The sequence below is a fragment of the Salegentibacter sp. 24 genome, from assembly GCF_004362395.1.
Classification (GTDB): domain Bacteria; phylum Bacteroidota; class Bacteroidia; order Flavobacteriales; family Flavobacteriaceae; genus Salegentibacter.
The window spans coordinates 195,686-221,649 of the sequence record NZ_SNWE01000005.1 but is presented as its reverse complement, the minus strand read 5'-3'; the positions used below and the strand labels follow the sequence as shown (position 1 = coordinate 221,649).

The window sequence follows — 25,964 nt, the reverse complement described above, 5'->3', positions numbered from 1 at the left end:
TCATTTTTCGAACGTCTCTGGTTGGACGTTCAAGTTGGTAATAAGTGGTATACTTTTAAATTGAAATGTGGGGTAGTTCTATATTAATATATACACAGTTTAAAGGGATCTGGGTCTTGCAGGCCCAGCAGATCATAATTATCCGGCATATTGGCACCGAAAACAATCTCGGCACCCAACATACCTGCTAAAGATCCCAAAGCGGTCCTTTTAACGAAATGTCTTCTTTTCATACGTAAATCTCTATAGTTTATTAACGGTCATATTTTGATTGCCCCAAAAATGCCTCTTTAGGGCCGGCGCGGAGCACAGCTATGTAAATTTAATAAAATAACAAACATACCGATCTCTTCCCTAGGTAAACTTTAGCTTCGGGACCACGCGCAATTTCTAAATTGAGCTCAAAAAGCGGACCACTCCCTTATACCTTGGACATCCCTAAGGCAAAGGTAACTAATCAGTATCTAAAATCATAAAAAAAGTTCTTGCTCATAGCCTTAACCGGGAACAGGTATTTTCCATTGCTTTTTGCAGATCTCCATTTGCCACTTTGGGTAATACCACCGCCGGGAACAATGCAATGCAGGTGTGGGTGCAAAGAAAGGTTTTGCCCCCAGGTGTGCAGGATGGCAATCATTCCAGGTTTGGCACCCAAGAATTTATGGTTGGATGCAAAATCCTGGATCACCTGCCAGGTTATTTTAAACAGTAGGGCATATATATTTTTAGGCTCATACAGGCATAGGCGGTTGAGGGCTGATGGCAGGGTAAAGACCACGTGGAAGTAGGGAACATTAAGAAGTTCTTCTTCCCGCGCCTGGATCCACTGTTCTTTTTTATGCCCCTGGCACTTGGGACAATGGCGGTTCCGGCAACTATTGTAACTAAGGTGAAGCCTATGGCAGGAAGGATTGTTACAGCGGTCAATATGGCCACCCAGGGCAGCAGTGCGGCATTTGCGCAAGGCGTGCAGGGTTCTTGTCTGCCAGCTGTTGTAACAATATTTGGATAAAGATTCCATGTTCCTTTCCAGAACCTGGGCCACCTCATAGGCAGCAGGTTTCACGGCTACTCCTTGTATAGCCGATCCAACGGACTGAAGGGCTTCTGCCTACCGAGTTGTGCCACGTGTAGGTAGGTGAGGGTGGTTTGGATATCTGCGTGTCCCAGTAAATCTTTGACACTGATAATATCCAATCCCATCTCCAAAAGGTGGGTGGCATAACTGTGCCGCAGGCTGTGGGTAGTGATATTTTTCTGGATCCCGCTGTGTTTACGGGCTTCCCGAACGATCCATTGCACCCCCATTGCCGATAACTGGGCTGGGTTTCCTTTCCTGTCGTAGCCATTAAAACACCAGGTGGTAGGATTATCTGCAGCGATATATTTTTTTAAGCCACGGATCTGCATCTGGGATAATGGAACATAACGGTCTTTTCTTCCTTTTCCCTGGCGGATGTGAAGCATTTTACGATCAAAATCGAGGTCTTTGAGCTGAAGGCTGCGAAGTTCAAAGCAGCGAAGGCCACAACCATAAAGCATTGCCAGTACCAACCGGTGTTTGAGAAGTTTGGGTGTTTTAAGCAGTTGTTTTACTTCACTACGGCTTAATACCACCGGGAGTTTGTGGGGACGTTCTATGGAAGGCAACATAACCCGCATTGCTTTCATACCAGAGATACGATAGGCATAGCGAAGACCATAGACCGTATGCTTGAAGAAACTGTCGGATGGTGTTTTGTGCTGGGACTTTAGAAGGTGCAGGTAATCCAAAACCTGTTCTTCATCGAGATCAAGGGGACTACATTTAAAATGGATGGACATGTGCGCGAGGCAGCGGGAGTAGTTGGTAAGGGTACTTTGACTTTTACCGGCGAGTTCTACGGAACGTTTTAACTTGCGGTAGAGTTCGCCAAACTCGGGTACAGAATTACAAGCCCTGTCAATGAGGGTACTACTTTTTTTTCATAACTTTCAATATTATAATTAGAGATACTTAAAGGTAGTGAATAGTGATTTAGCGATCTCTTGAAGCTACCTTTAGGTTTAGTTCAACAACGTATCCTATAAAAAACAGCGGTTTTGGTATTTAACATAAAGATAATCAATAAAATAAAGGTCTATTGACAAGTACGTGCATAAAATCCGCTACGAGCCATATGTGTGCCGAGAGTAACGACCGGCTGAAAGTCGTTACGCAACTGTCTACAAGATGGTGGAACCAACCCACCGGTGCTGTCCTGCAGGGGAGAGCACCAAACCAACATAAGGTGCTTTGGTAAAGAGCCAAGGTATCGAGCGTTTTGGAAAAGGCTATGCCGAGAGCTAGTCAGGTATGGATAATGGAGACGAATGCAAATGAACCTCTGATGAAGTGTCGAGAAAAAAATAGATTAACAGTGTTTCATATCCATTTAAAGTACGATTAGTCGGGGTGGCGGCAAATTATCAAATAGATTTTTTCACTTCTTCTTTTGCGTAGAAATCCGCAATTTGTTGAGCATAATCCATTGAAGATTTTCCGATGTAGCCAAGGAACATTTTTTCGGTACTGTGGGCTGTTATCTGCATAATTAAAGGGGTTGGCAATTTTCCATAGGTATTTGTAGCGAAAGATCTCCTGCAAACGTGAGAAGTAATAAGTTCATATTTCGGAAAAGTACCAGAAATTTTTCTTTTAACTCCTTTCTTTTTTCTTTTGCCGTTTTTATCTTTAGGAATAACATTTCCCTCTTCATCAACCATTTCAATTTTTTTTGCCTCAATAAGTTGATTTACTTTCGCTTCTTCACAAAGGAGTTTAATCTGATCATTAAATTTTTGAATGGATATTTTGTAAGGAAAACCTTCTTTAAGTATATTTTTTGTTTTGGGTAAAACCGGAATGGAAACCTGCTTCCCTGTTTTTTGTTGTTTTAACTCTATAAGTTCTAATCCATTTCGAACGATAAAGTTTTCTTCTGTGAGATTTAATAAATCACCTCCTCTTTGTCCAATATTACAACCTAATAATAGCCATTTTCGAGTATTTATAAGGGATTGATTTTGTAATTTTGTTTTTTCAATTTTTTCCAGCTCTTGGGGAGTTAGGTAGATTATATGCTCTGTTTTCGCTTTTCCTCCCTTTATTTTTCTGAGTTGATGACTAACTTGAATTCCATTGATTTCAGCATCAGTACAAACAGTTTTAAGGTCGTCAATTTTCTTTTTTGAATAGCCTTCAGAGTAGTTTTGTTTGTTTAACATCCAGTTTAAAAAAGATTTGCCAAATTTGATATCCACATCTTGAACTTTAAGAGACTTTTTTCCCTGATACACCTTAATGATTTTCAGTAAATTTTTATATGAATTCACGCGGCTCTTGGAAAGGCCTAAACCACCCTTAGAATTTTCTCTAATATTGGCAGTGTCAATAACGGTTTGTATGGCTTCTGTTAGTGAGTTTCCCTGTTTCCCTTGGTCCTCTTCTGGAATAAAGTTTCCATTAAAAATATCGATTTGTTTTTGAAGCCAATCGCCGCTAACTTCCCCAGGAGTGGCTTCATCATACATGTCTATTATGTAATTTTTAATATCCCGTAAATTTCGGTTAAGATTCTTCATTTCGGGTGAATTTCTTTTAACACCTTCTAATATTAAGCTCTTTTTACCGTTACCTGCTAAAATACAATTGGAGAGATTTACAATTTTACCAGAGTTTTTGGTATAATCATGTTTTCTACCGTGAATAAAGCGCAGGTAAATTGTTCTAGGATCTTGTTTTCCTCTAATAAAAAGTTTCACTGTAGCCATGCTGAAAGTCTTTAAAGTAAAAATAAATCTTTCCCGACACTTTCCCGACATGTTCCCGACATAATATGTTTTTAAATGAATTCAATTACCATTAAAATTTATTAAAGCACTGATATATAGTAATATATAATAAAACAAAAATAATTTTGAATTGAATATCAAGTCCCGTCCCGAGTACCAAAGACCCTCTTAATCTTTTGATTTTGAGGGTTTTTTGTTTTTAAATATCAGATTTGTACGCAAAGTTTAAAAAAATATTAGATTAACTATTTTTAACTTTCTACTGTAAGATTTTTCCGATCTTATTATTGAACCAGTCGAACATAAATTGCTCTAATATCTACTATTCACAAAAACTCACAAATAACATCTTATAACAACAAATATTTAGAAATAACATCAAATATTATGATTTCTCGTTCAGCTATTTTATAAATGCTAAATTTTAAAATACTTGTTATTTTTTCGAGGATCTCAATCGATAAAAGCAATTTTAAAATGATGATATTATTAGTTTTTAATCTTCATAACGTATATCGCGATATGCAATATGCGTTATGAAAGGATTAAATATTCATATGAAACCTCAAGATATACTATTGCTGCTAAAGCTTATTAGTCTTGATGATGTAACCTGGAAACAAAAATATGTAGCCGAGGCTTTAGGGATGAGTCAATCTGAAGTGAGTGAATCGGTAGCCCGTTCTAAATATTCAGGTCTATTAGATCCTAAAGATAAAAAAGTAATGAAACTGGCTTTCACTGATTTTTTGCAATTCGGATTGAAATATGTTTTTCCACAAAAACCAGGACCGGTAGTACGTGGTATTCCAACTTCTCACTCAGCCTCTCCTTTAAAAGAACAGATAGAAAGTAGTGAGAATTATGTTTGGTCGTCCGGTAAAGGAATGTTGAGAGGGCATAGTATAATGCCATTATATTCCTCTGTTCCCGAAGCTGCTTTAAAAGATAATGTACTTCACTAATTATTGGCCCTGGTAGACGCACTTCGAGTAGGAAAAGCCAGAGAGCGGGAAATAGCTATAATTGAGCTTAAAAAACGTATATAATTGGAACTATAAATATCGCTATGGAATTGTATTTTTAATCAGGATCCACAGGGAAACCCGTAGTTAAATGAAGATTTTGAAGTCTTTGGAGATTTTTTTTACTACGTATTCTGGGATATTAAGGTCCTTTGTTATTGCCGGCCAAGTAGAAATCTGTTCCTGGACTTTCTCGATTATTCCTTTTGGATTTTTTACAGAAAATTCTTCTGCTAAGTCAAGTAGATCCTTTAGCTGGATATTATCACGTTTATTATTAATAGACAACGCACGGCTGATTTTATGATAATTGAAATCTACGTTTAAGGGGTAAGTGAGATCATAAGCTGGAGCCAGATTCCATTTATCAGAATTCTTATCATAAATAAAAGAATGATTTTTTAAGTGATCATCAATATTAGCAAAAACCAAATTAAAAGCCATTCGCTTATAAAGTTCCTGAATCTCATTATAAGGTATTTTTAGATCTAATGCTAACTTGAAAAGATTTTCATAAGATGAGTTTTCTGGTTTTTGAAAGTCCCATCCGGTCAGGCCGCTTGTAGTTAAAACATGTTGTTTTGTTCCATTTTGCCTGTCATATCTAAGCGTGGTAAAATGTCTATTGTTAATCAGTTTAGAAGACATCATTGTTATTCCAGCAGCGGTAGCCATCTTGTAGTACGCATATTCTATAACTTCTTTATTATAACCACCTTCATTTAATGAAAGCTTTACCAGGTAATGCTTGTAATCTTTTGAAAAAACAATATCCCCTGGAATAACCTCTCGTGTTTCAATGTTTTCAGAAATTAAAAGTTTCGGCCTGGCTCCACCGGCAGAAGTTCCCATTTTAAAAATATTGAGTAGAGCCAGGTTATCCAAATTCTTTTCTGAAGTCTGTTCTTTCTGATCAATTACTTTTTTTAATACCTCAATTATTTCTTCAAGGTCAATTGCTGAAGTTTTTGGAATATTTTGTGACGGTTCATATTCCAAGGCACCCATCCCACGATTAGCTACATAGGTTAACTGCTTCAGTGGGGTGAGTTTAATTTTATCTTTATTATTAGCTTCAAACCATTCCTTAAAAATGATATTTCCAAACATATCTGGAAGAGAATCTGCTATGGCTGGGGGGAGTCCTTTAAAAGTATTTCCTTCATATTCGGAGAATACCTGAACTGGTTTTATTCGTTTAATAATATATGGAAAAATGTTTTGCAATTCATTGGTTTCTAAAAATTCAGGATTATACTGAAAGAAACTTTTACGCTGATCCAAATCGTAACCTAACTTTCCAACCTCCTTATCAAATAGCTTTACATTTAGGATAGTATTTTTAGCCATAATCTTTAGTATAAGGAGTGATTAGTATTTTGATCATTATAGGCTTTTACACCACTATAAAACTTCTCCAAATCATCAAAATGGTGAGCAATTTTTAAAACAGTATCGATGGTTGAATTTTTCCCGCTTTCAAATTTCTGAATGGTATACCGGGATAATCCCAGGTGATCAGCCAATTCTTGCTGGCTTAATTCAAAACGACCTCTTTGAAGTTTACACCATTTACCTAGTTCTTCCTTAGTTTGCTTTATAGTGACGAGTTCGAGCATAATGTATGTTATAATAAACAAATATAGCTAAAAAGTGGGTTTTTGTGGATTAAAATAAACTTAAACTGTAATTAAAATTTATTTCGTGCCCATATCTACCATAACTTTCGCCGGATTCTATGCTGTTTTTATAGCGTACGGGAAGTTAAGCGTAAATTAAAAACAGCATAGGTGCGTTGTGACAATTAGTTTAGATGTCTATCTCTCATATCGTCTTTTGAGAATATCTAGTTCGGTAAAATTAATATTTATTTTATAGTACGGCTTCCCAAATGTGGTTCTACTTTCGTTATTCCTTTGATAATTTTAGAGATCATTTCTGAAAATTCCTTTCGATCTTTTTGCCGTGCATTTTTAAGCGAATCGTATTCCTCTTGCGAAACTTTCCCATCTTCCAGCTCCCATTCCACCCTGGTCAATCTTCTAATGTTTGTTTCCTCCAGTGGTTTTGTTTTAGCCTCCATTCTTTCGGCTTTATCAAAAATTCCTGCAAGCATATTATAGGTAGGCTTATGATATTTTTCTTCGTGCTCCCTGAGCAGGGCAATTATAAAATCTAATCGGCCAATTACATAATTATAAAGCCCGATATAGTGCCTAAAAATTGGACTTCTGGGATGAATCTTTGTGGTTTCAAAAAAGTCCATCTTTATAGGCCTCTTTATTCTTAAGAATAAAATACGCTGCTATGATGATCTTATGGCTGCCCGCTATGATTTGGGAGGAGCAGAAGAATTTAAAGGAGAAAATATTAGCTTCGTTTTATACTAAGTGTTTATTGCTTAGCTAATTATCTTTATTATGTTCAACAGCGCAATGGTCGGCATGGTAAGCATTTCGTTCCCCCATAGGTTTTTGTGCTCCTGTGGTAGTGTCATATCTAGTCTGATGTTCCATTTCTGAGTTTATTTCGGCACCCATTAGAACAATAAAAGCGGTAAGAAATAACCATAACATCAAAATAGCTACCGCTGCAAAACTTCCATAAAGATCGTCATAGCTTCCGAAATTAGATACGTACCAGGAAAATAGCATAGAACCGGCTAACCAGAATAAGGAGCCAATTACTGCGCCCCAGCTTACCCAGCTAAACCTTGGGTTAGTTCTAAAAGGAGCAATTTTATAAATCATAGTTAAATTAAGAATTAAAATGAATCCCAGAAACACCCAGCGAAACCATTTTAAAATGGCTTCTAATTCAGGATTTAGGCCTAAATTTTTTACTAGCAACGGAAAGAAAATGACAATCAGTAAACTAATAAGGCCAAGAAATAAACCTCCCAGGGTGAAAAGAAGGCTAAGTAGGTTTTTCTTTATAATACTTCGACCATCAATTTCGTCGTAAGCAATATTTACGCCTTGAAATAATGCGCTTGTTCCCTTATTCGCACTCCAAATACTGATGATAATACTTATAAATACACCCCATCCAATTTCTTTTTTAGGTCGTTGGAGTATAGGTTCCAGGAAATCTGTGATCATTATAAAAGCCTGTTCGGGTAAAATGGAATTTAAATGTGATATTTGGTTTTCAATCTGGGATGGTTCTAATACCAAACTGTAGATTGAAATAGCTGCAACAAATGTGGGGAAAATAGCTAGAAAAAAATAGAACGCAACTCCCGCTGAAATTATTTGTACGTGATCTAATTTCATTTCTTTAAATACTCGTTTTCCAATATCTATCCAGCCAGAAATTGGGATTTGATGAGGCCATTTGGCTTCTTCCCCACGGTATTTGCTTGCTTTTTTCGGTTGATTCATCTGTTTCTAGTTCTGAATTTATAAAGAAATTTAAGATGCTGATAATCAAATTAGATTACAGCCAAAAAATCATAACTTGAAAAAATAGAACTATTCAAATTTCTTCAAAGGCATCTATTATCCACCATTATAATATTGAAATATCGTGATAAATTTTATTATGCTATGTTTTGTTTTTTTCTATTCCTGTACTCGAACCTTCAGGAGGATAGCTAGATTTATTCCTAAGGGCATCAATTTGTTCCCTGGTAAACTGTGGTAGTGGCATTTCGCGCTTTTCCTTTTGAATTTCAACTTCTGCTTCCGCTTTAACTGATTTCTCTTTTGAAAGTCCTTGATCTTTTCCGAAGTATATAGTCTGAGATGGGAATGCGAAATCGGTTCCACTCCGATCAACCACATCCATCATTCTTAACATAAGGTCCTCCCTTATTTCTAGAAATTCATCGTAATTCTTTGCATCTAGATAGACGAAAATTTCTAAATCCAGCGAATGGGCTCCAAAACCAATAAAACGAACTCTGGCAGGGTCTTCATATACTTTTGGATGGGCGTAGAGCACTTTTCTTAGTTCCGTCAGTAAAAAGCGCAGTTGATCTGGTGAGGTTTCATACCTGAAATTTAAAACACTAACAAACCGGAATTTATCCCTATGAGCATAATTTTCAATGGTGTCTGATGAAAATGCGCCGTTGGGAATGCTAACCACTGTACGATCTAATGTACGAATTTGGGTAGAGCGAATGCCTATTTTTTCTATATGTCCGGTAATTTCACCAACCCTGCAAAAATCTCCTACCCGTATGGGTCTGTCAGCGATTAAAGTAACGCTTCCCACAAAGTTTTCTATGGTCTTTTGAGCGCCTAAAGCCAAAGCTATACCACCAATTCCCAGTGCAGCAAGACCAGTGGTAACATCAATTCCAACCGCTCCTAAAATTGCTATAATCCCAAAAATTACTATGGCGATTTTGGCAGCACGCTGTAAAAATAAAACTATGGAAACGCCAGCGGGGTTGCCCCTTAGAACCATTTTTTCCTGACTAAACTTTCCTATGAAATCGGACAATCTCCATAATAGGATTAGAATGGCGGCAATTCCCACTGAAATAGTAATGGCACTGAATTTTTGGCGTAAAATAATTGAGAGCTCGAGATTTCTGGATAGTGCAACAAATATCCAAACGGCGGTGTAAAGTATTAAAGGAAGTTTTATAGTTCCGATTATTCCAGAAATTGGTTCTTCCCTGGTCCTTTTCCATAATTTTTTTAAGAGGAAAACAACAATTGAAATAATCAAAAGGGAAATAAAATAGCTTAAAGCTATTAGTACTAAAGCAACTATCCATTGGGCAGCCGGGACACCACCCCAAAGGTATCTTTTGAAAAAATTAGGTGTTATTTGGTTGATGAGGGCGGCATTTTCCAAACTAAGAGAACTTATGGAGCTAATTGTTTCCGAAGAAAAAAGCCAAATTGGATATCCTATTTCATCATCGTGTTGTTTGAGATAAATTTCGATTAGCTTATCATCGGCATCTACACTCCCGATTCTTTCCAGATTTTCTCCTAAACCATCATCTATTTTCCCATTTGGTTCGTCACTGATAAGATAATATGGTTGGATGCTTCCTTTTTGATCAAATAACCGCTGTAGGACCTGTAAAATCTCTTCTTTTTTTTCTGGGGACGTGATATCTGGAGGAAAATTCAGATACCTGAAAGCGCGATTATAATTTTGTTCTGACATAGCATCAATAAATCCAGTTACCGTGCCCCGCGGGGTTCTTCTATTTAACTTATCTTCGGGTATTTCTTTGGGTTCGGTTTGATTATTTTGCTTATTGCTTAAGGGAAACTGAGCTTCGGCTGGAAAACTGTTTATAAGAAGAGAACTAATTAGAACTAAGGTTTTTAAATATGCGGGATCAAATATTTTCTTCATAATTGCCTTGTTGAATTGGTTAGCCCGAAGATAATGAATTGTAAGAATTGTGAGCTTGAAACTTATTATAACCATCGTACTCTAAGATTTAAGAATACTTTCTGAAAAGTTGATATCCAATTAACCGCCTTATTCGCTAATTTCGAGTATATGGTTTTTTTTGAAATAAATAATCCCGGACTTTTCCTTTTGTGTGTGGTAATTTTTTTTGCTGCAGTTTTTCTTAGGTATATGGTTTCTGCAGGTATTTTTTACTGGTATTTCTATAAGCTTAAAAGTGAGGAATTCAGCAGTAAACGATTGAGCAAGCGAGGTTTTAGAAAAGGGCAGTTAAAAAAAGAAATTTACTGGAGCATGTGGTCTTCAGTTATTTTTGGTTTTTTTGGAGCGCTGACATATTTCCTCTGGCAAAAAGGTTTTACCGCAATTTATCTTGAGCCTGATAAATTCGGTTACTGGTATATTCCAGCAAGTTTTATTTTGCTTTCACTGTTGCACGAAACCTATTATTACTGGGTACATCGCTGGATGCATCATCCTAAAGTTTTCAGGAAAATACACAAAGTACACCATGATAGCCTGGTGCCCAGTCCGTGGACAGCTTTCTCATTTCATCCCTGGGAATCTTTACTTGAAGCTTTAATTGTTCCTGCCATTTTACTGGTTTTACCCGTTCATCCAGTAGTAATTGGGATTTACCTCATTTTTATGACCCTGAGCAGCGTGATAAATCATTTAGATATTGAAGTTTACCCTAAAGCTTTTATAAAAAGCCGTTTCGGGAAATTATTTATTGGTGCTACTCATCATCATCTTCACCACGCAGAATTCAAAACTAATTTCGGATTATATTTTACCTTCTGGGATAGGTTGATGAATACAGAAAGCCGTACTGAGATTTCTTCGGAATAAAGAGCTGGCCAGAGCACAAATAATTATTTCATGCCTTTGAAGATAGATCTGAAAATTTTTGGTCACTACTTTAAGATCTAAATTATTTTTCTTCTGGCAAACGAAACTAGACTTCTGGAGTACAATTTCCAATACTCCACTTGCAGCAATTCCATCATATTAGATGGTTTCCTTATCTTGAGACCAAAATAACAATTTATGAGAAAAAAAATACCTGTTCTGGTTCTGGCAGCAATACTTGCGGTGGGCTGCGGAAGTGAAAAATCTGTATTCAGCACTAAAGATAAATCGGCTGAAGATACTTCAGAAAAATCTGCAAATGGTTTAAAATTATATAAGGAAATTATTACCCCGCAAGCCAAATCTGATGAAGGGCTTTTTACTACCCATTTCGTAGAGGGTAAACTGTATTTTGAAATCCCGGTAGAAGTGCTGGGCAAGGATATGTTGTTGGTTAGTCGTATCGCTGCTGTACCCGATAATTACGGAGGAGGTTATGTAAATGCAGGTTCTAAAGTAAATGAGCAGGTTGTACGATGGACCAAACGCAAAGATAATATAGACCTAAAGGTTATTAGTTTTGAAAACATGAGCGACGAGAATACCCCCATTCACAAATCGGTGCGTGCTAATAATTTTTTTCCAATTCTATTCAGTTCAGAGATAAAAACATACAATGCTGACTCTAGTAGTGTTGTTATTGAAGTTAGTGATTTGTTTGAGGAAGAAGTCCAGGCTATTAATGGTGTTTCATCTTCGCTGCGTAAGCGTTATAAAGTGAAAAAACTTGACCCGAGTAGATCATATATTGAATCTGCAAATGCATACCCTGAAAATGTAGAGGTGAAACATGTGATGACATATCAGGCAGAAGAACCACCAACACGAGATCAGGCTGGAACGATTTCGATGATGATGAATCAATCTATGATTTTGCTTCCCGAGGATAAAATGCAGCCCAGGATAGCAGATGAGCGTGTAGGGTGGTTTACTATAGATAAATATGATTATAATTCAGAGGAATTAAAGGCTGATAATTATGAATTAATTCGCCGTTGGAAACTAGTTCCTAAAGATATTGAAGCCTATAGACGTGGAGAGCTTGTAGAGCCTGAAGAACCAATTGTTTATTATTTGGATCCCGCCACACCCGAGAAATGGAGACCTTATTTTAAGCAGGGAATTGAAGACTGGAATATGGCATTCGAAGAGGCAGGCTTTAAAAATGCGATTATTGCCAAAGATCCACCGACAAAAGAAGAAGATCCCGAATTTAGTCCTGAAGATGTTCGCTACTCGGTAGTTCGCTATGTGGCGAGTACTACTAGAAATGCGGTTGGACCTTCGGTTACGGATCCGCGAACTGGTGAAATTATAGAAAGTGATATTATCTGGTACCACAATCATTTACGCTCTTATCGAAATCGCTATATGATTGAAGCTGGTGCTCAAACGGAAGCCGCGAGAACTTTAAACACTCCTGAATCTAAGATTGGAGAAATGATGCGTATGGTAATCGCACATGAGGTTGGGCACGCTTTAGGTTTGCCCCACAATATGAAAGCCAGTTCTGCATATCCTACTGATTCGTTGAGGTCTGCCAAGTTTACCCAGAAATATGGTTTAACTCCTTCTATTATGGATTACGCTCGAGTAAATTATGTAGCGCAACCCGAAGATGAAGGAGTGAGATATATTAGAATGATGGGTCCTTACGATAAATATGCAATCAATTGGGGTTATCGCTATCTTCCTGAAGCCGAATCTGCTGAGGCAGAAAAAGAAAAATTAGACGAATGGATCTTAGCAAAAGCAGGAAATCCCTGGTATGAATTTGGAAATGGATATGGTGGTGTAGATCCGCAATCTCAACGGGAAAGCCTTGGAGCCGATCAGGTTAAAGCCAGTGAATACGGATTGGCAAATCTTAAAAAGGTAGTTCCGAATTTAATAGAGTGGACTTCCAGAGATGGTTACGGGTACGATGATCTTGAAGAAGTGTACCGAGAACTAACTTATATGTGGCGCGGTTATATTTCTCACGTAGTAGCAAATATTGGGGGAGTGTACGAAACGCGAAAAACCTCAAATCAGGATGGAGTAGTCTACAAAAATGTTCCCGAGGAAAAGCAGAAAGAAGCCGTGGAATTTTTGTTGAAAGAAGCTTTTATCACTCCTGATTGGTTGCTAAACCAAAATATATTAAAACGTATAGAAGCTGCAGGTGCAGTAGAGCGTGTACAGAATTTGCAAACCCGGGCACTAAACAATTTGTTGGATGAAGCTCGTTTGAAAAGAGTGATTGCTAATGAAGAGGTAAACGGAGAGGATGCCTATGCAGCCGTAAATTTATTAGAAGATTTAAGAAAGGGTATTTTTAGCGAACTTTATAACCGAGATAGGGTTAATGTTTACAGACGTAACCTGCAACGCTCTTATGTTGACATTGCTTCAAAGTACCTTACCAATTTAAATACTTCAGATAACCAAGAATTGTTAAAATCAGATATTTTGCCTCTTATGCGGGGTGAAATGCAAAGTTTAAAGCGAGAAATAAGTCGCCGAAAGTCAGGAACGAACCATACTTTAACCCAATATCACTGGGAGGATTTAATTGCCAGGATAGATGATGCGCTAGATACGGAGTCTTAATTCTTATAAAACCTCTGAAGAATTTTTATATTTTTCGGAGGTTTGTTTTTCTTAAAAATAAAGGGCACAAAACAAACAATTGAGCTTTTTAAACTATACTATTGAACCGGAAAATCAAAATAAGTTTGTGGATAAGGCTCGTTTCTTAAGGTGTAATGCCACCATTCCTCGGGATAGGGCCTAAAACCGTTTTTAATCATTATTCGTTTGAGTAAAGAACGGTTAGCTTTTTGTTCTTTAGTAATTTTATCACTGCTATGGTTAGAAATATCACCAAAAAAATCGTAACCACTTCCCATATCTAATTCTTTCCCGGTTTCAGCGTCAATAACGGTAAGGTCTATAGTACTGCCCCTGGAATGTCCGGATTTGGTGGCGATATAACCCAACTGAAATAGATTTTTCTTCGCAATATCTGGGTAAAATTTTCCCTTGGTGAGGGTATCCTCCGGCTTTTTAGCCCATTCGATAAAGTGGTTGACAGCCGTTTGTGGTCGATAAGCGTCGAAAACTTTTAAACAAAAACCTTCTATCATCAGATCTTTCTGGGCTTTTTCAAGTGCTGTGGCGGCCTGTGCTGTTACAATAGCCACCGGTTTATGGTAAGCGTTCACCGGTTTCCCGATAAAATTATTGCTCCCGGCATAGCGGATATCAATTTTAATATCCGGAATTCGCTTTTTGATATATACAAATCCTTTCGGTAACTCTTTTTCCTGAGCAAAGCCAGAATTAAAGCCAAGTATAAAAATAAAGATGTAGGTTAAGCTTTTCATTCTTACGGTATTTTAAGCCAAGTTAATTAAAATATTATTCCCTGACTTTCATCATATTTCTAAAGGTTGCAATGCCTTAATTTTGAAGTGTTTAATTAAAATTTTTACGCTATGGAATTAAAAGGGAAAGTAGCACTTATTACAGGTGCTGCATCGGGAATAGGAGAAAGTACAGCTTTACTTTTTGCTGGGGAAGGGGCACGGTTATTTTTAACCGATATCGATACTGAAAAAGGAGAGGAACTAACCAGGAAAATAGAGCAGAAAGGAGGCGAGGTGGTATTTTTTAAAGCCGATACGTCAAAATCAGAAGATTCTGAAAGAAGTGTTGCTGAAACGCTGAAACGATTTGGGAAATTGGATATTGCCATCAATAATGCAGGAATAGGTGGTTCCCAGCATCCGGTAGGGGAATATCCTGTTGCGGACTGGGATAAGGTTATTGCCGTGAACCTTTCTGGAGTTTTTTATGGGATGCGTTATCAAATTCCTGCAATGCTAAATAATGGCAATGGATCAATAATAAATGTGGCTTCTATCTTGGGAAGTGTGGGTTTTGCGAACTCAGCAGCCTATGTGGCTGCAAAACACGGGGTGGTAGGATTATCTAAATCTGCTGCACTGGAATATTCGGCTAAGGGGATAAGGGTGAACTCGGTTGGGCCTGCGTTTATAAAAACGCCTTTGTTAAAAGATTTGGATAAAGATTTGTTATCTCAATTGGTAAATGTCCATCCAATCGGCCGTTTAGGAGAGCCTCAGGAAGTGGCTGAACTTTTATTATGGCTGGCCAGCGATAGGGCAACCTTTGTTACGGGTTCTTATTACCCAATTGATGGGGGATATTTAGCGCAATAGGACATTTCAATTTTTTTGCGACTAATCTTTTTAAAACCGATAAAATCAATTTTATCGGTTTTATTATTTAAAGGCCATCACAACTTTATGATTTTCCTATGAAAATGAAATGGAAATTGGTGTTGGAAAATAGTATTTTAGTGCTTCTATTTTAGCACACAAACCAGAAAACTAAGTTTATATCCATGGTAGAATCTGACACCTCTAGACTTTCCGAAGAGGAATTTGATATTCTTAAAAATTACGCACAGGGCTTGATTAAAACTGTTCGTGAACCATTACTGGTATTAGACGAACATAAGAACGTTTTATCTTATAACGCCAATTTCAAGAAAAAGTTTAAGGTTAAAACTGGAAACATGCAAGATGTTTCTATTTTCAATTTTAATCAAAATCAATTTGACACCCCTGAGTTCAAAAGTGTATTGGAGGAATTAAAGGTTGATGAAAACCCTATTACCGAAAGAACCGTTCAGATCGAACTTCCTGAGAATGGAACAAAAGGTTTTACTGTGAATGCTTCAATACTTTTAACACCTTCTGATAACCGACTATTTCTTTTTAGTTTCAAAAAATTAAAGAAAATTGGAGAATTGTCACGTCAGGAGAAAGTTTTTAATAGAATTGTTGAGAATATACTTTCCAATGCACCTGCCTACATTTGTATCCTTCGAGGCCCAGAGCATATTTTTGAAGTAGCTAACGAAAATTATATTAAGCTAGTTGGGAATAGAAATATTATTGGGAAAAGTGTAAAAGAAGCCCTGCCGGAGATCGGAAATCAAGGTTTTATTGAACTTTTAGATAATGTATATTCTACCGGTGAAGCGTATGTTGGTAACGAAATTCTTATTCAACTGAATATAGGCAAAGGGAAATTCAAAAATTCTTATTTGAATTTTGTATATGAACCGACCAGAAATCAAAAAGGTGAAATTGATGGTGTTTTTGTTCATGCCATAGATGTGACTGAGCAGGTGCGGGCCCGTAAGAAGGTTGAACAAAGCGAAGATCGGTTAAAGGAGGTTATTGATACTGTTCCTGCGATCATCTGGATTACAGATACCGAAGGCCAAAGTGTATTTCTAAATAAAAACTGGTATAGTTATACAGGTCAAAATAACGAGGAAGCAGAGGGGATGGGTTGGTTAGACGCAACACATCCAGAGGACAGAAAACAAGCTGAATATGCTTTTTTGGAAGGGCATGATCAAAAGAAAGCCTACACTATAAGTTTTAGGTTGCGCAACAGAAAAGGAGAATATCGATGGGTTTTAGATAAAGCTAGCCCTAAGTTTGATGCCAAGGGTAACTATGAAGGTATGATAGGGACTGTAATAGATGTGCATGAGGAAAAAGTTAAAGAAAACCTGGTGCGGGAAAAAGAACATCGCATGCAAGGAATTGTCAAGGAGGCAACAGTGGCAACTGCAATTTATACTGGTAGCGACTTAACTATTGAATTGGCTAACGATTCAATGATAGCACTTTGGGGAAAAGACCAATCGGTTTTAGGAAAACCATTGGAAAAAGCCTTACCCGAGTTAGAAGGGCAACCATTTGCACAAATCCTAAGAAATGTACTAAAAACCGGGGAAACCTATTGGGGGAAAGAAGACAGAGTCGATCTTAGAAAAGACGGGAAGTTGCAAACCGGCTTCTATAATTTTACTTATAAACCATTGCGGGACAAAAATGGAGAAATTTATGGAATATTAAATATGGCCATTGATGTTACCGATTCGGTGAATTCTAAACTCTTATTGAAGGAAAGCGAATTTCACTTCCGGCAGATGGCGGATTTAATGCCTGGTATGGTATCAAAAACCGATGGAGATGGTAATGATATCTATTTCAATAAGAACTGGCTGGATTTTACCGGTCAAGACAGTAAACATCTTAAAGAGATTGGGTGGGTGGAATATATTCATCCTGAAGAAAAGCAAACTTTTTTGGCTGCTTGGGAAAATTGTTTAAAGACCGGTTGCAATATTGAGATGCAATTGCGTTTAAAGGATAAAGAGGGGAAATATATCTGGCATTTAAGTAGGTGTGAGGCTGTTAAAGAAGACGATGGAACGGTGAAAATGTGGATTGCCTCGAGTACGGAAATCGACAAGATAAAAGAGGAAGAAAAGCGTAAAGAGGAGTTCCTGAAAATGGTAAGCCACGAGTTAAAAACTCCTGTAACATCCATCAAAGGTTATGTGCAGCTTTTACTAAACCTGCTTAAAAAGCACCAGGAAATAGCATCTTCACAGCTTCCCTTACAACCTTCATTAGAAAGGATAAATCATCAGGTTTCAAGATTAACACGCTTAATTTCAGAAATACTTGATCTTTCCCGGATTAGGGAAAACCAACTGGAACTCAGGGAAGAAGAATTTAATTTAAATGAACTTGTTTCGGAGACTATTCAGGATATAAATTATACCAATACACAACATAATATAGCTTTGGAAAGTGATGTGCAATGTAAAGTCCGGGCCGATAGGGACAGAATTGGGCAGGTAATTATCAACTTTGTGATTAATGCCATTAAATATTCGCCTGGCAGCCAGGATATTATTGTGCGGATTTCCCAGGAAACAGAGGATAAAATAAAAGTAAGCGTAAAGGATTTTGGAATTGGAATTAGAGAAGAAAATCACAAAAAAATCTTTAATCGCTTTTACAGGGTTGGAGTAAAAAGTGAAGAAACTTATTCAGGTTTTGGAATAGGGTTATATTTGGCCAATGAAATTATAGAAAGACATAACGGAGAAATACAATTGAAAAGTAAGTTGGACGAAGGTTCAGAATTTTCATTTATTCTTAATGCTGAGCAAATTACTTCTAATTAAAAAATATGGAGAAAACGACAAAAATTCTAGTGGTAGATGATGATTCGGGAATTGGTGAAATGTTAAAAACATTATTGGAATTTTACGGTTACAAGGTAAAGGTCACCGAAAAGCCACTCTTGGCAGAGGAATTAATTCAACAGGAAAATATAGATATAGTATTATTGGATATGCTTATTTCAGGTGTTGATGGAACTGATGTGTGTGCGGGAATCAGGGCGAACCCAGAAATTGCTGAAACCCCAGTGCTTATGATGTCCGCATTGCATGATGCCGGTCCAAAATGTAAAAAAGCGGGAGCTAACGATTTTATAGCGAAGCCCTTTGAGGTTGAAGATCTTACCAATAAAATAGAAGATATTCTTAACAGAGAAAAACAATAGTTGCAATTTTTTATTGTTTGTATGGAATTAATCCAATATATTTGAATGTAATTGGATTAATTCCTAAATGCGACAAAGTATGGGGCAGTTATCGTCTATTGAAATTAAACATTTTAAAGAAGTCAGGGAAGAAAATAACTTCACGCAATCTGATTTTGCTGAACTTTTGGGAATAAAGAACTCTACTGCGGATATCGAGCGAGGTCGTACCAAACTTTCTGGAAAGGTAGTTGCTGAGCTTTTAAGGCAGTTTGGTATTAATCCTTTATGGCTTTTTGGGCAAAGCGGACAAAAATATTTACAACTAAGCAAAGGTGATGTAAGCCCGAAGGTGATTACCGTAGATTCTTCAGATAACGAGAATATGGTAATGGTGAATCAAAGGGCGGCTGCAGGGTATCCGCATAATGTGCAGGATGTGGAATGGTACCAGCAACTGCCGGCCTTCGATATACCCCTCCCTGAATTCAGGAATGCTACCTATCGCGGGTTTCAAATAGAGGGTGACAGTATGTTACCCAATTATTACCCTAATGAATGGGTTTTAGCCAAAGCTGTACCAGATCTTGATCAGGCTAATAATAACAAAGTTTATGTTGTGGTTCTGCAAGACTCAGTTCTGGTTAAAAAATTGCAGAAACTCCCTGATGTCTCTAAAGTGCTATTAATTTCTCTAAATGAAGAATACTTTCCAATAGAAGTGAATATCAACGAAATTCAGGAGCTTTGGCAGGTAAACTCAAAGCTTACCTTTAACCTGGATAATCCTTCGGAAAGCGGACTCTTTAGAGAGCTAAAGCAATCGATGGAGGATTTGAAACGGGAATTAAAGTCGTTCAAAAAACAGGCTTAATTAAAAAATCCTTTTTGATTTAATTCAAAAAGGATTTTCTGGTTGGTTAATTACGGGAAGTTCCTGTTTATTCTACAGCATCTTCAACTTCGTCGCCTACGTCTTCAGCTGCATCTTCAACATCATCGGCAGCTTCTTCCACTCCCGATTTTTCTTCTCTACAAGATGTAAAAACCGCAGCGGTACTAAATGTAAGCGCAAGCATTAAAATTAATTTTTTCATGATTCTAAGTTTAGGTATTAATATTCTTCGGCCGGCTCAACTGCTTCCATGTCCCCTTCTTCATGCTCCATTTCTTCCATTTCACCTTCCATTTCCTGTTCATCTATTTCCACTTCCTCCTCTTCGTTAACTTCTCTACAAGAAACAAATGCCGTGCTTAGGGTAAAAAACATTGCGAGCATTAAAATTGATCTCTTCATAATTAAGTGATTTTCTAGTTTGTTAAAACAAAATTAGAGATGTATGCGTGAACTTTAACATTTATATTGCTAAAATTTTCATAAAATAAAGTGATATATTTTTTATTTTATAAAAATCAATAAGATTATTTAATTGTTTTCGTCAATCTTATCTATTTCTTCGTCAATCTCTTCATTTACTTTGTTATCAACTTTTTCCCCAGCTCTTTCAAGGATTCCTTTTTCCTCTTCAACAACCGGTTCTTCTTTTTCAACTTCCTTAACTACGGTGACTTTTTCTGTTGTTTCGCGACAAGAGGTAAAGCTCATTGCAGTAAACAGTAAAATTACTCCGGTAATAAGTACTCGTTTCATAATCTTTAATTTATTGATTTATTGTTCGAAATTACAACATATTCCGGTTCCTAATTTATTTTTTAGGAAATTTTAGCTAAATCATCTTTCACCGATGTTTCCTTTAAGTAACTTATTATGCGGTTGGTTGCGCCCACGTTACTATTAACAAAGTGCCCTGCAATCATTCCCGTCTTTTGCCTGAAATCCTTATCTCGAATAAGCTTATTTGAAATCTCAGAAAAGCCCTCAGCATTCTCCACAGAGAATAATCCAGCTAGCTGTCTTAGACGGATAGCTTCCGGGAATTTTTTGTAATTCTTACCAATAATTATAGGGATTCCAAAAGTAGCAGGTTCCAGGATGTTGTGAAGTCCGGAACTTCCTGCCGCGCCACCAACATAGGCGATGTCAGCATAGCTATAGATCTTACCAAGTAACCCAATAGTGTCTAATATCAGAACATCATAGCTTGATAATTCTTTGTTTGTATTCTCTGTAAATCGCACAGATTTTTTTTTAATCTTTTGCTGAAGTGCCTTTATTTTGTTTTCTTTTATTTCATGAGGGGCGAGGATGATTTTTATTTTTTTTGAAGGATCATTAATAAAAGGAAGCAAAAGAGTTTCATCCTCCAACCAAGTACTGCCGGCAACTAAACAAGTTGTATTATTTATAAAATCTTCAGCAAATTTTAGCTGATTATTATACCGAATTTGCTTAGAAACACGGTCGAAGCGCGTATCACCACTAAGGCTTATGTTTTTAAAACCTATATTATTAAGTAATTTTAACGAAGTTTCATTCTGAACAAATAAATGCTCGAAATTTCCTAGAGCCTTCCGCATAAATCCACCGTAAGGTTTAAAATAGATTTGATTCTTTCTAAAAACTCCTGAGACCAGGAAAGTTCTAATGTTTCGTTTTTTTAATTCCTTAAGATAATTAGGCCAAATCTCATATTTTATAAACAAAGCTACTTTTGGTCTTGTAAGCTCTAAAAATCGTTGGGCATTTTGTGGGGTATCCAACGGGAGGTAAGTAATTACATCAGCCAGTGGATGATTTTTTTTATTTTCGTAACCCGAAGGAGAGAAGAAGCTTATCAATACCTTATACTTTGGAAATCTTATTTTTAGCTCTTCAATTATTGGCATGGCTTGCTCGAATTCTCCAAGGGAAGCTGCATGAATCCACAAATAATTCGATGTCGGTTCGATTTCCCTTTCTAAAATGCTGAAAACTGATTTCCTCCCCTGAGTAAATAACTGCAGTTTTGGACTAAACCTGCCAGCCAGGGGTAATGTTTTTTCAGCAATTTTAGTAACTAAATTGTAAAGTGAATTCAAAATACTTTTGTTTCTACTGCAAAAATAGGCCTTTAATTAAAATTGATTGGCAATAGGAAGCTTATTTCGTATTTTCGTGACTCCAAAAAAAATACATGAAAAAGATACAAATGGTTGACCTTAAGGGTCAGTATGAAGGAATAAAAGAACAGGTCAATACTTCTTTTCAACAGGTAATAGAAAATGCAGCATTTATAAACGGTCCTGAAGTTCAGCAGTTTCAGAAGGAGTTGGAAGAATATCTGGATGTTAAAAATGTAATTCCCTGTGCAAACGGCACTGATGCTCTACAAATAGCCATGATGGGGCTTGGGCTGAAACCGGGAGATGAAGTTATTACTGCAGACTTCACTTTCGCGGCTACCGTTGAAGTGATAGCACTCCTTCAGCTTACACCTGTACTGGTAGATGTAGAGGCGGATAGTTTTAATATTGATCCGGAAGCTATAAAAAAAGCAATCACCCCAAAAACAAAAGCGATTGTTCCGGTTCATCTCTTTGGTCAGGCGGCCAATATGGATGTGATTATGGAAATTGCAGAGGAACATCATCTTTTTGTAATAGAGGATAATGCTCAGGCCATAGGTGGAAATTATCATTCAAAAAATGGGAAGACCTATAAAACCGGAACGCTTGGTCATATTGGAGCAACTTCATTTTTTCCGTCTAAGAACTTAGGGTGTTATGGCGATGGCGGTGCAATTTTCACCAACGATGATGATTTAGCACATACCATGCGAGGAATCGTGAACCATGGAATGTATGAACGTTATCATCATGATGTGGTCGGTGTCAATTCGCGGTTAGATAGTTTACAGGCGGCGGTTTTAAGAGCGAAACTGCCAAAGCTTGATTTTTACAATAAAACCAGAAGAAAGTCTGCTGATACATATTCTAAGGCATTTCAAGGAGAAGAAGGTGTGATTACCCCTTTAAGAATGGGGGATGCTGATACCCACGTTTACCACCAGTATACTCTTAAAATTCAAAATGGAAAACGAGATGCCCTGGCCAAACACCTTCAGGAACAAGGCATTCCTTTTGGAATTTACTATCCTATTCCCTTGCATAAACAAAAAGCATATGCTGATTCAAGGTATAACGAAGCCGATTTTCCAATAACAAATCAACTGGTTCAGGAAGTACTTTCACTTCCGATGCATACCGAATTGGAAGATGAGCAAATTGATTTTATTTCAAAGACTATTATTGAATTTTTGAAGGGATAGTAATAAGATATTTAACTGAAAATCTTTTCGGGTTTGTAATTTAATTACTTCTCCATCATCGGTAATACCCATCCTTAGAATCTTTATTTCAGGAAGTTGGGTGATCAGTATTTTCCAGCTGATGTTTCTTTTTTATAAGAGCGTTACTAATCCGTAAAATGGAAAGAGGTGGGGCTAAATTATACAGTAGGTAAGGGTATCAATTATATTACAATGCTATAATGAACAATCCCGAATATTCAAAATTCGGGATTGTTGTATGGGGGTTTTAAAAGGCCATAGAATTTTATAATGTAGCTGAAGAGGTTTCCACTTTTCGGTCTATCTTCTTAACTAAACCCTGCAAAACTTTACCTGGCCCAACTTCGATAAAATTTGTAGCTCCATCTTTAATCATTTTCTGAATGCTCTGGGTCCATTTCACAGGAGCGGTCAATTGAAAAACGAGATTTTTCTTAATCACTTCCGGGTCAGTTACCGCAAAAGTGCTTACATTCTGATAAATTGGGCAGGTCGGAGTGCTAAAGTTTGTATTTTCTATAGCCGTTGCAAGTTCTTTCCTGGCGGGTTCCATTAGAGGAGAATGAAAGGCACCTCCCACTGGTAGGATCATTGCCCTTTTAGCGCCTCGCTCCTTTAAAGTTTCACAAGCATTCTCTACTGCTTTTAAGTCTCCTGAGATCACCAATTGTCCAGGGCAATTATAATTCGCAGCTACTACTATTCCGCTTGTTTCAGCACAAATTGCTTCCACTATTTCATCTTCTAAGCCTAGAACGGCAGCCATTGTAGAAGGTTCTAATTCACAGGCGTGCTGCATAGCCATAGCACGTTTATAAACTAATTTCAATCCGTCTTCAAATGAAAGGGTATTATTGGCTACAAGAGCAGAAAGTTCTCCCAGGGAATGGCCCGCAACCATATCAGGTTTAAAGTCTTCGCCTAAAATTTTACTGAGAATTACCGAATGTAAAAATACAGCCGGCTGGGTAACTTTAGTTTCCTTAAGATCTTGGGCAGAACCTTCAAACATAATATCAGTTATGGAAAAACCTAAAATTGAATTGGCTTTATTAAATAACTCCTGTGCTTGAGTAGATTTCTCAAAAAGGTCTAAACCCATTCCTGAAAATTGTGCTCCCTGACCGGGAAAGATATATGCGTTCATAATATTCTTTTTAGATTCGGCTAAAATAGAAATAATAAAAAAAACCTCATAACAATTGAGTTGTTACGAGATCTTTCCATCACAAATAAGTTTTTAAATATTCAATTTCCCTTTTTCTCCAATATCTTTTTTCTCACCGGTTAAGGCTGCCGCTCCTATTTTTAAAAAACTTACAAATTTATTTTGTTTGTTGTCCCAGAAATAAGCTTCTTTTGGAACCACTTTAATAGCGGTGAGGTTGGGATCGTCCACACCATTAAACCAGGCATCGTCCAATTTGCCGTAAAATTCCTTTAGAATATTTTGATTGGTTTCAATGGTAGCTTTCCCGTAGATGCTGATAAACTCCATCTCCGAGGTATCGCTGTATAACAACTGCACATCATTGTCTTTTGCAATATCTCCGTTGTGGTCGCTATCTAATCGACTAAAAAACCATATATTTCCTTCCTTATCAACCTCTTTGGTTGTCATTGGAACAGCGCTTAAAGGTTTGTTTCCAAAATCTGTGACCAGCATAGCTGTTTTAATACTTTTCACCATGGACTTCATTTTAGACAAAGCCTCTTCCTTATTTAAATTTTCAGTACTCATTTCGTTTTAGTTTAAATTGGTAAGTTCAATTTAATGAGTATCTAAGGCTATCTGCGCTAATAAACTCCTAAAAGAATATTGCTGCCTGTTAAGAAGTGTGAAATTAGTTGAATTGCTTAATAATACTGGTAACCTGGGGTTTATATCCCAACCCAAAAAGATTGAGATGAACCAATAAATAATATAGTTGCCATATGGGAATTCGATTTTCAAATCCCGGTTCCAAAGGATATTCCTGGTCATAGACCTCAAAAAATTCTGAGTCGAACCCCCCAAAGAGTTTCATCATCGCAAGATCCATCTCTCGCGGAGCAAAAGCGGTGGCTGGATCTATAAGACAAGGATTTCCCTCAATATTTACCAAATAGTTGCCACCCCAAAGATCACCGTGAATGAGGGCTGGGGCCTCACTAGGGATTATTGATGCGATATTTTTGAAAAAAGAGTATTGAACAGGGAGTTCATAGCCTTTATCTTTTGCCAGTTTTAATTGCGGTTCAATACGCTGAGAAATATAGAAATCGGCCGGTGAAGTTTTCTTGTTATTTCGCTGTGGAAGGCTGCCGATGTAGTTATCCTGATAAAAGCCGAATTCTTTCGCTGTGGTTTTGTGCAACGCAGCCATTTTGGTTCCAAAGGTTTTCCAGAAATCTATTTTCTTTTTTCCACTTTCGCGAAATTCTAAGAGCAAATACGCGTTATTTTCAATTTTCCCAATTCCCAAAACGCTGGGAACATCAATTATATTTGGATTTTGGAGTGCCTCCAAACCTGCTTTTTCTGCTTCAAACATTCCAGGGAATTTATTAGCATCATTTATTTTTGCAACCTGTTTTTTAGTTTCAGAATTGATAAGAAAAACATTATTAATATCTCCACCTTTAAGCCGACTGAATTTTGGATTTTTAAGTTGGTGTTCTTCTGCAATTGTATGTAATAATTCATTTTCTGACATAGGTAAGATAAGTGAATGCATAAGCGTGCTCGGCGTCTATGGGATGAAATTCCTCTGCCACTAATTTCCATTTTTTTTCATCTATATCCGGAAAAAAAGTGTCGGCTTCAAAAGTACTATGTACTCGAGTAAGCTCTATTTTATCGGCAACATCCATACCTAATTCGTAAATTTCTCCGCCACCAATTATAAAAGGCTGTTCATCTTTCCTGGCAAATTGTAACGCCTTTTCCAAAGATGAAACCACGGTTGCGTCTTTATGTAGATAATTGTCTTTTCTGGTAATGACGATATGTGTCCGGTTTGGGAGAGGTTTGGGAAAGGTTTCAAAAGTTTTTCTTCCCATAATGATATGGTGTCCGCTGGTAAGTTTTTTAAAACGCTTGAAATCATCCGGTAAATGCCACACCAAATCCTGATCTTTTCCCAGGGCATTATTTTCCGCTGCAGCGGCGATCATTGTAATCATA

The 25,964-nt window shown here is 37.2% G+C and carries 25 protein-coding genes and 1 pseudogene; 8 read left to right on the top strand and 18 right to left on the bottom strand.

All coding sequences use genetic code 11. The annotated features are described in order from the left end of the window. Nucleotides 1-83: 83 nt before the first annotated feature. From DET49_RS18405 to DET49_RS05360, 4 genes and pseudogenes are all read right to left on the bottom strand, one after another. Complete coding sequence (locus DET49_RS18405) at nt 84-233, bottom strand: hypothetical protein (protein ID WP_166636544.1); 150 nt, start codon at nt 231-233, stop codon at nt 84-86. A 245-nt stretch (nt 234-478) separates the two neighbouring features. Beyond that, nucleotides 479-1,021: pseudogene (locus tag DET49_RS05375) on the bottom strand (transposase zinc-binding domain-containing protein); the annotation flags it as partial. A 47-nt stretch (nt 1,022-1,068) separates the two neighbouring features. Continuing rightward, entirely contained in the window at nt 1,069-1,824 is a 756-nt protein-coding gene (locus tag DET49_RS05370) for a tyrosine-type recombinase/integrase (RefSeq protein WP_133547064.1), read from the bottom strand. A 624-nt stretch (nt 1,825-2,448) separates the two neighbouring features. Next, nucleotides 2,449-3,783, bottom strand: coding sequence for a phage integrase SAM-like domain-containing protein (locus tag DET49_RS05360; protein WP_166636543.1), 1,335 nt, complete (start codon nt 3,781-3,783; stop codon nt 2,449-2,451). Between the two features lie 587 nt (nt 3,784-4,370). Between DET49_RS05360 and DET49_RS05355 the strand changes: the two genes are divergently transcribed. Continuing rightward, on the top strand, nt 4,371-4,778 hold the full coding sequence (locus DET49_RS05355) for a hypothetical protein (protein WP_243729532.1): 408 nt from the start codon (nt 4,371-4,373) through the stop codon (nt 4,776-4,778). Between the two features lie 147 nt (nt 4,779-4,925). On the opposite strand, the gene DET49_RS05350 is transcribed toward DET49_RS05355, so the two are convergent. The 5 genes from DET49_RS05350 to DET49_RS05330 all read right to left on the bottom strand — a co-directional run bounded on the left by DET49_RS05350 (nt 4,926) and on the right by DET49_RS05330 (nt 10,166). Then, entirely contained in the window at nt 4,926-6,188 is a 1,263-nt protein-coding gene (locus tag DET49_RS05350) for a type II toxin-antitoxin system HipA family toxin (RefSeq protein ID WP_133547062.1), read from the bottom strand. A 5-nt stretch (nt 6,189-6,193) separates the two neighbouring features. Continuing rightward, nucleotides 6,194-6,457 (bottom strand): helix-turn-helix domain-containing protein, encoded by a 264-nt coding sequence (locus tag DET49_RS05345; RefSeq protein WP_133547061.1) that lies wholly within the window; start codon nt 6,455-6,457, stop codon nt 6,194-6,196. Between the two features lie 248 nt (nt 6,458-6,705). Then, complete coding sequence (locus tag DET49_RS05340; RefSeq protein WP_133547060.1) at nt 6,706-7,104, bottom strand: BfmA/BtgA family mobilization protein; 399 nt, start codon at nt 7,102-7,104, stop codon at nt 6,706-6,708. A 139-nt stretch (nt 7,105-7,243) separates the two neighbouring features. Then, nucleotides 7,244-8,221: a YihY/virulence factor BrkB family protein gene (locus tag DET49_RS05335; RefSeq protein ID WP_133547059.1), complete on the bottom strand. Its 978-nt coding sequence runs from the start codon at nt 8,219-8,221 to the stop codon at nt 7,244-7,246. Nucleotides 8,222-8,384: 163 nt separating this feature from the next. Continuing rightward, nucleotides 8,385-10,166: a mechanosensitive ion channel family protein gene (locus DET49_RS05330; protein ID WP_166636542.1), complete on the bottom strand. Its 1,782-nt coding sequence runs from the start codon at nt 10,164-10,166 to the stop codon at nt 8,385-8,387. 150 nt (nt 10,167-10,316) lie between these two features. Between DET49_RS05330 and DET49_RS05325 the strand changes: the two genes are divergently transcribed. Both DET49_RS05325 and DET49_RS05320 read left to right on the top strand, forming a co-directional pair. Continuing rightward, nucleotides 10,317-11,078: a sterol desaturase family protein gene (locus tag DET49_RS05325; protein WP_133547057.1), complete on the top strand. Its 762-nt coding sequence runs from the start codon at nt 10,317-10,319 to the stop codon at nt 11,076-11,078. Between the two features lie 198 nt (nt 11,079-11,276). Beyond that, nucleotides 11,277-13,730 carry a zinc-dependent metalloprotease gene (locus tag DET49_RS05320; protein ID WP_133547056.1) on the top strand — a complete coding sequence of 818 codons (2,454 nt, stop codon included), beginning with the start codon at nt 11,277-11,279 and terminating at the stop codon, nt 13,728-13,730. Between the two features lie 98 nt (nt 13,731-13,828). Here DET49_RS05320 and DET49_RS05315 read toward each other — a convergent pair whose 3' ends face one another. Beyond that, on the bottom strand, nt 13,829-14,506 hold the full coding sequence (locus tag DET49_RS05315) for a M15 family metallopeptidase (RefSeq protein ID WP_133547055.1): 678 nt from the start codon (nt 14,504-14,506) through the stop codon (nt 13,829-13,831). 111 nt (nt 14,507-14,617) lie between these two features. On the opposite strand from DET49_RS05315, the gene DET49_RS05310 reads away from it, so the two are divergent. From DET49_RS05310 to DET49_RS05295, 4 genes are all read left to right on the top strand, one after another. Next, nucleotides 14,618-15,364, top strand: a complete 747-nt coding sequence (locus DET49_RS05310) for an SDR family NAD(P)-dependent oxidoreductase (RefSeq protein WP_133547054.1) — start codon at nt 14,618-14,620, stop codon at nt 15,362-15,364. A 185-nt stretch (nt 15,365-15,549) separates the two neighbouring features. Continuing rightward, nucleotides 15,550-18,207 carry a PAS domain-containing sensor histidine kinase gene (locus DET49_RS05305; protein ID WP_133547053.1) on the top strand — a complete coding sequence of 886 codons (2,658 nt, stop codon included), beginning with the start codon at nt 15,550-15,552 and terminating at the stop codon, nt 18,205-18,207. Between the two features lie 5 nt (nt 18,208-18,212). After that, entirely contained in the window at nt 18,213-18,590 is a 378-nt protein-coding gene (locus DET49_RS05300; RefSeq protein ID WP_133547052.1) for a PleD family two-component system response regulator, read from the top strand. A 79-nt stretch (nt 18,591-18,669) separates the two neighbouring features. After that, on the top strand, nt 18,670-19,443 hold the full coding sequence (locus DET49_RS05295) for an XRE family transcriptional regulator (protein WP_133547051.1): 774 nt from the start codon (nt 18,670-18,672) through the stop codon (nt 19,441-19,443). A gap of 67 nt (nt 19,444-19,510) precedes the next feature. Here the strand turns inward: DET49_RS05295 and DET49_RS18400 are convergent, their stop codons facing one another. The 4 genes from DET49_RS18400 to DET49_RS05280 all read right to left on the bottom strand — a co-directional run bounded on the left by DET49_RS18400 (nt 19,511) and on the right by DET49_RS05280 (nt 21,548). Continuing rightward, nucleotides 19,511-19,666: a hypothetical protein gene (locus DET49_RS18400; RefSeq protein WP_166636541.1), complete on the bottom strand. Its 156-nt coding sequence runs from the start codon at nt 19,664-19,666 to the stop codon at nt 19,511-19,513. A 17-nt stretch (nt 19,667-19,683) separates the two neighbouring features. Then, complete coding sequence (locus DET49_RS05290) at nt 19,684-19,866, bottom strand: hypothetical protein (protein ID WP_133547050.1); 183 nt, start codon at nt 19,864-19,866, stop codon at nt 19,684-19,686. Nucleotides 19,867-19,995: 129 nt separating this feature from the next. Then, entirely contained in the window at nt 19,996-20,220 is a 225-nt protein-coding gene (locus tag DET49_RS05285) for a hypothetical protein (RefSeq protein ID WP_133547049.1), read from the bottom strand. Nucleotides 20,221-20,282: 62 nt separating this feature from the next. Then, complete coding sequence (locus DET49_RS05280; RefSeq protein WP_133547048.1) at nt 20,283-21,548, bottom strand: 3-deoxy-D-manno-octulosonic acid transferase; 1,266 nt, start codon at nt 21,546-21,548, stop codon at nt 20,283-20,285. A gap of 95 nt (nt 21,549-21,643) precedes the next feature. Between DET49_RS05280 and DET49_RS05275 the strand changes: the two genes are divergently transcribed. Continuing rightward, nucleotides 21,644-22,777, top strand: a complete 1,134-nt coding sequence (locus DET49_RS05275; protein ID WP_133547047.1) for a DegT/DnrJ/EryC1/StrS family aminotransferase — start codon at nt 21,644-21,646, stop codon at nt 22,775-22,777. A 286-nt stretch (nt 22,778-23,063) separates the two neighbouring features. Here DET49_RS05275 and fabD read toward each other — a convergent pair whose 3' ends face one another. The 4 genes from fabD to DET49_RS05255 all read right to left on the bottom strand — a co-directional run bounded on the left by fabD (nt 23,064) and on the right by DET49_RS05255 (nt 25,963). After that, on the bottom strand, nt 23,064-23,945 hold the full coding sequence (gene fabD / locus DET49_RS05270; RefSeq protein WP_133547046.1) for an ACP S-malonyltransferase: 882 nt from the start codon (nt 23,943-23,945) through the stop codon (nt 23,064-23,066). A gap of 93 nt (nt 23,946-24,038) precedes the next feature. Beyond that, the gene (locus DET49_RS05265) at nt 24,039-24,539 is read right to left on the bottom strand and encodes a pyridoxamine 5'-phosphate oxidase family protein (protein WP_133547045.1); all 501 of its coding nucleotides are present in this window, start codon (nt 24,537-24,539) and stop codon (nt 24,039-24,041) included. A gap of 103 nt (nt 24,540-24,642) precedes the next feature. After that, the gene (locus DET49_RS05260; protein ID WP_243729531.1) at nt 24,643-25,515 is read right to left on the bottom strand and encodes a fructosamine kinase family protein; all 873 of its coding nucleotides are present in this window, start codon (nt 25,513-25,515) and stop codon (nt 24,643-24,645) included. After that, nucleotides 25,481-25,963, bottom strand: coding sequence for a dihydrofolate reductase (locus tag DET49_RS05255; protein WP_133547043.1), 483 nt, complete (start codon nt 25,961-25,963; stop codon nt 25,481-25,483). The genes DET49_RS05260 and DET49_RS05255 overlap by 35 nt, the downstream gene beginning before the upstream one ends. Between the last annotated feature and the right edge of the window lies 1 nt (nt 25,964).